The organism is Nocardia sp. NPDC003999 (genome assembly GCF_053604885.1).
Genome location: NZ_JBSGIB010000048.1, coordinates 1 through 5431, shown reverse-complemented (window position 1 = coordinate 5431; position 5431 = coordinate 1). Strand labels below are relative to the sequence as shown.

At 67.3% G+C, this 5431-nt stretch carries 6 protein-coding genes; 4 read left to right on the top strand and 2 right to left on the bottom strand.

The features are described from left to right. Positions 1 to 209 precede the first annotated feature (209 nt). The 3 genes from ACWESM_RS36535 to ACWESM_RS36525 are packed head-to-tail and all read left to right on the top strand — an operon-like array spanning position 210 to position 2024. A complete protein-coding gene (locus ACWESM_RS36535; RefSeq protein ID WP_355081530.1) occupies positions 210 to 941 on the top strand; it encodes a rhomboid-like protein in 732 nt (243 codons plus the stop codon). Between the two features lie 37 nt (positions 942 to 978). Then, on the top strand, positions 979 to 1668 hold the full coding sequence (nucS, locus tag ACWESM_RS36530) for an endonuclease NucS (protein WP_355081528.1): 690 nt from the start codon (positions 979 to 981) through the stop codon (positions 1666 to 1668). 47 nt (positions 1669 to 1715) lie between these two features. Next, the gene (locus ACWESM_RS36525; RefSeq protein WP_356966870.1) at positions 1716 to 2024 is read left to right on the top strand and encodes an ATP/GTP-binding protein; all 309 of its coding nucleotides are present in this window, start codon (positions 1716 to 1718) and stop codon (positions 2022 to 2024) included. Positions 2025 to 2122: 98 nt separating this feature from the next. On the opposite strand, the gene ACWESM_RS36520 is transcribed toward ACWESM_RS36525, so the two are convergent. Together ACWESM_RS36520 and mce are read right to left on the bottom strand one after the other, a co-directional pair. After that, positions 2123 to 3124, bottom strand: coding sequence for a coiled-coil domain-containing protein (locus ACWESM_RS36520; protein ID WP_355081524.1), 1002 nt, complete (start codon positions 3122 to 3124; stop codon positions 2123 to 2125). A gap of 86 nt (positions 3125 to 3210) precedes the next feature. Then, entirely contained in the window at positions 3211 to 3684 is a 474-nt protein-coding gene (gene mce, locus ACWESM_RS36515) for a methylmalonyl-CoA epimerase (protein WP_356966872.1), read from the bottom strand. Between the two features lie 127 nt (positions 3685 to 3811). On the opposite strand from mce, the gene ACWESM_RS36510 reads away from it, so the two are divergent. Then, positions 3812 to 4990, top strand: coding sequence for an acetyl-CoA C-acetyltransferase (locus ACWESM_RS36510; protein WP_355081520.1), 1179 nt, complete (start codon positions 3812 to 3814; stop codon positions 4988 to 4990). The last annotated feature ends 441 nt before the right edge of the window (positions 4991 to 5431 follow it).

Sequence of the window (5431 nt, the reverse complement as noted above, 5' to 3'; positions counted from 1 at the left end):
ACTGCACTCGACAGGGTGTGGGAGAGTAGGACACCGCCGGAACATCCTTTCACGAAAGGCCCTCGACACCGTCGAGGGCCTTTCGTCATTTATGCGGCGAGAACGTTTCGCAGCAATTTCAGAGGGAACTACAAGCACACACAGCGCGCGGACGACGATGATGGATGGTGGAGACGGATCGCTGTCCCGCGCGAACAACGGAGGTATGTATGGTCGTCGCGACGACGCCGGGTCACCCGGCGCCGCCAGCCCCCGCCACCTCGACGCGACCGCGTTGGTGGCGGCCGAGGCTGCCCGCGACGGCTGTGTACTTGGCGGGGCTGGTCGTCGTCTCGGCGATCTTCTCCGTCCTGAGCGACTCCGCGCAGACGAGGGTGGTTCTGCACGCGAGCACGAACCTGCACAACCTGCTGGACGGCCGGATCGGGACGTTGCTGGCAAGCGCGTTCGTGATCGGCGACGTCGTCGGGTCGTGGGTGATCATCCCGCTGCTGGCCTGTCTGCTCGCTCTCGCCGAACTGCGCTTCGGCGCGTTGCGGTTGGTGCGGGTTTTCCTGGCCGGCCACATCGGCGCCACGTTGTTCGTCGCGGCGGGGCTGTGGGTGGGCGTTGAGGCCGGATGGGTGCCCACGAGCATCCGCTGGGCCGAAGACGTCGGTGTCAGCTACGGCGCCATGGCTTTGGTCGGCGCGCTGGTGGCCGCCCTGCCCTACCGGTGGCGCGCCGCCTGGTCGACGCTCTGGTTCATCGTCGCGGTCGAGGGTGTGCTCATCGAGCACACCTTCACCCAGGTCGGCCACATGGTGGCGTTGATGATCGGCACCGTAGTCGGGTTCTGCATGGTCTGGGCCAGGACGACCACCCGTCGGCGGCTGACCCGGATCGAAAGCGCCCTGCTCGCCGTCAGCGTGGTTCTCGCGGCGATTCTGCTCATGGGCTGACGACGGGGGCGTGCGGGCGTTCGCCTACAGTGCTTGGGTGCGCCTAGTGATTGCTCGCTGTCAGGTCGACTACGTAGGGCGACTCACCGCCCATCTTCCGATGGCCCGCAGGCTACTGCTGGTGAAAGCGGACGGCTCGGTGCTCGTGCACTCCGATGGCGGCTCGTACAAGCCGCTGAACTGGATGAGCCCGCCCTGCTGGCTGGAGGAACGCAACGGCGACGCGCAGCTCCCGGAGGGAGCGAAGGCGCTGTGGGTCGTCGCCAACAAGGCCGGCGAGGAACTTCGCATCACCATCGAGGACATCGAGCACGACTCCTCCCACGAACTCGGCGTGGACCCGGGCTTGGTGAAAGACGGTGTGGAGGCTCATCTCCAAGAGCTGCTGGCCGAGCACGTGCATACGCTCGGCACCGGCTACACGCTCATCCGCCGCGAGTACATGACCGCGATCGGCCCGGTGGACCTGCTGTGCCGGGACGCCGACGGCGGCACCGTGGCGGTGGAGATCAAACGGCGCGGTGAGATCGACGGCGTCGAACAGCTCACCCGCTACCTCGAGTTGCTGAACCGGGATCCGCTGCTGGCTCCGGTGGCGGGCGTTTTCGCCGCCCAGCAGATCAAGCCGCAGGCGCGCACCCTTGCCGAGGATCGCGGTATCCGCTGCCTCACACTCGATTACGACGCCCTGCGTGGCACGGAGAGCAACGAATTCCGCTTGTTCTGAACTCGGGGGCGTGCGGGGCGCACGCGGCCGAGTAATAGGCTTGTCGCATGCCCCGCCGGAAACCGCGTTCGGATCGCCACGCTGATCACTCGCGGTCGGGAGGCGCGCCGATCGGCGATGTCTTCGGACGGACCGAATCAGGCCCGGACGGTGACGAGACTTACGTGGTCCGCACCATTCCGGGCACCCGCGCTGTGAAGACCTACCGCTGCCCGGGCTGTGACCACGAGATTCCGCCCGGCGTCGCGCACCTCGTCGCGTGGCCCGCTCATGGCGGAGAAGACGACCGCAGGCATTGGCATCGCGGGTGCTGGAACGGTCGCCGTACTCGGAAGATCACCCGACGCTGGTCCTGATGCCCAGCAAACGGGTGCGGAATTAAGGAAGGCCGCCCCGGTGGGGGCGGCCTTCGGTGAATTCGGTTCAGTTTTGCTGTAGTCGCCTCAGTCCGACGTCAGTTGCTGACGTCGGCGCTCTCGCGCTCTTCCGAGTCGATATCGTCGTCCTCGGTGGCGACCTCGGGGATCGCCTTCTGACGGGAACCGGTGACCGACTTGGTGTTGCCGCCGATCGACTTGCGCTGATCCGGAACGCCGTCCAGCAATTCGCTTTCCCGGTTGACCGCGGCGAGCATCGCGGGCACCGAGTCGAGCTGACCGCGGATACCGAGGAGCTGGGCGAGCACGCGGCCGCGCAGCACGCGCATCTCCTCGGCCAGCTCCTTCGCGTGCGCGATCTTGCGCTCGGAGGTCTGGGTGGCGGAGGTGATGAGGCGGTTGGCCTCGTCGGTCGCGTCCTTGATCCGCTGGGCGGCCTCGGCGCGGCTGGTGGCTTCCAGCTCTTCCATGGCGCGGGTGAGCTTGGTGCGACGCTCGGCCATGGTGGCCTCGAAGTCCTGCTGGGTGGCCTTGCGCTTCGCGTCGGCTTCCTTCGCGATGCGGTCGGCCTCGGCCTGAGCGGCCTCGATGATCTTGGCGGACTCGGTGCGTGCGTTCGCGAGGGTCTGCTCGAATTCGATTTCGAGCGCCTCGCGCTTCTCCTTGGTCTCCGCGAGCAGCGACTCGTACTTGCCACGCATCTCGGTGGCCTGCTGCTCGGCGATCGACACCATCTCGGCGGCTTCGGCCTGCGCCAGGGCACGGACCTCGGACGCCTCGTCGGAGGCGAGACGGAGCATGCGGGAGATGCGGTCGGACATGCCTTCCGCGGTGGTCGGCGGCACCGAGAGTCGGTCGACCTCCTTGCGGAGTTCGTCGATCTCGTCGCGCGCGTCTTCCAGCTGGCTCGCGAGGTTACGTGCTTGTGCCGCAGCCGCATCGCGGTCGGTGGCGGTGACTCTCAGTTCCGCGTCGAAGCGGTCGAAGTAATTACGCACCTCGTCTTGCGCATAACCCTTGCGCACAACGGTGAAGGGCAGTGCAACGAAGCGATTGCGATCGGACTCGGGTGACGACATGGCACACAAACTACAGCCTGAAGACAGCCGATGGTGACTCGACTGCGAATGTCATTCCAACGAGTTTTCCCGACCTGACGCCGATACTAGTGCGTAACATTAGCGTTCGGTTCGACCAACTCGATCAGCACACCTCCAGCATCCTTCGGGTGGATGAAATTGATGCGAGAATCGGCCGTTCCGTGCCGTGGAGCCTCGTACAGCAAACGCAGACCCTTGGCGCGCAGGTACGCGGAGACGGCCTCGATGTCGGTCACCCGGTAGGCCAGTTGCTGCAAGCCGGGCCCGCTGCGGTCGATGAACTTCGCGATCGTCGATTCCGCGTTGAGCGGTGCCAGCAACTGCAGGGCAGTGGCGCGGTCGGGTGCGCCGGGCAGCGACAGCATCGCCTCGTGCACGCCCTGAGCCTCGTTGACCTCGCGATGGGTCTCGATCATGCCGAGGTTCTCCGCGTACCAGGCGACCGCGGTGTCGAGATCCGGCACCGCGATGCCGACGTGGTCCACCGCGGTCACGTAGTCCGCGGGGATGAAAGATGACTGTTCGGTAACGTTGCTCACCATTCGAAAGTAGCGCGACCTGGCACGGGGCGCGCGTGACGCACCCGCTACCGTTGAGTAGAACACCTGCTCTCGCATTGCCCGGTGTGGGCGCGAGCAGGTCCGATCTACGAATGCGAGGCTCGTCGTGACCACTTCCGTGATCGTCTCCGGTGCGCGTACCCCGGTCGGCAGGCTGCTCGGAGGTCTGAAGGACTTCAGCGGTTCCGATCTGGGCGGGTTCGCGATCAAGGCGGCGCTGGAGAAGGGCGGTGTCGCGCCCGACCAGGTCGACTACGTGATCATGGGTCAGGTGCTCACCGCGGGCGCGGGCCAGATCCCGGCCCGGCAGGCGGCGGTGGCGGCGGGCATCCCGATGGACGTGCCCGCGCTGACGCTGAACAAAGTCTGCCTGTCGGGCATCAACGCGATCGCGCTGGCCGACCAGCTGATCCGGGCGGGCGAGTACGAGATCGTCGTCGCGGGTGGCCAGGAGTCGATGAGCCGGGCGCCGCACATGCTGGAGAAGAGCCGGGAGGGCTTCAAGTACGGCGACGTGACGCTGCGTGACCATATGGCCTACGACGGCCTGCACGACATCTTCACCGATCAGGCCATGGGCGCGCTGACCGAAGCGCGCAACGAGGCCGATCGGATCAGCCGCGAGGATCAGGACGCGTTCGCGGCGGCTTCACACCAGCGTGCGGCGGCGGCGTGGAAGAACGGCGTGTTCGACGACGAGGTGGTCCCGGTCGCGGTGCCGCAGCGCAAGGGTGATCCGGTGCTGGTGACCACGGACGAGGGCATTCGCGCCGACACCACGGTGGAGTCGCTGGGTAAGTTGCGTCCGGCGTTCCGCAAGGACGGCACCATCACCGCGGGTACCGCGTCGCAGATCTCCGACGGAGCCGCGGCGGTCGTGGTGATGAGCAAGGAGAAGGCGCAGTCGCTGGGGTTGAGCTGGATCGCCGAGATCGGTGCGGCGGGTGTGGTCGCGGGTCCGGATTCGACGCTGCAGGACCAGCCCGCCAACGCGATCGCCAAAGCCTGCGCACGCGAGGGCATCTCGCCCGCCGACCTGGACCTGGTGGAGATCAACGAGGCGTTCGCCGCCGTCGGCATCGCGTCCACCCGCAAGCTGGGCATCGACCCGGAGAAGGTGAACGTCAACGGCGGCGCCATCGCCATCGGCCACCCGCTGGGCATGTCCGGCGCCCGCATCCTGCTGCACCTGGTGCTGGAGCTGAAGCGCCGCGGCGGCGGCGTCGGCGCGGCCGCGCTCTGCGGCGGCGGCGGACAGGGTGACGCGCTGATCGTTCGCGTCTGAGTTCGGCGGGGCGATGCCCCGCGCCGAATCGTGCCGATGGCCGCCCCGACGTGGGCGGCCATCGGTCGTTCTGGCCCAGCGCACCGCAACCACGTTCTTTCGAGCGAAGCGAGACCGAGCCTGTTCCGTTCGCGGCCCGGCCGACGTTTGCGCGCCGCCACGTGGGTCGCGAAAGGGCGAGCCTCGTGCACCGCAGCAACGACTGTGCGGGTCCGAGCACGTGACGCTGCAACGGCACCCGCGTGTTCGCGTGGTCCTGGTCCTGGTCCTGGTCATGTCTCGAGTTCATATGCCGACGCGCCCAGCGCACCGCAACCACGTCTTTCGAGCGGAGCGAGACCGAGCCTGTTCCGTTCGCGGCCCGGCTCGCGTGTGCGCGGCCGCCGCGTACGCGACGAAGGAGCAAGCGGCGGTCTGGACCCGGAGACGACCGGTGAGGTG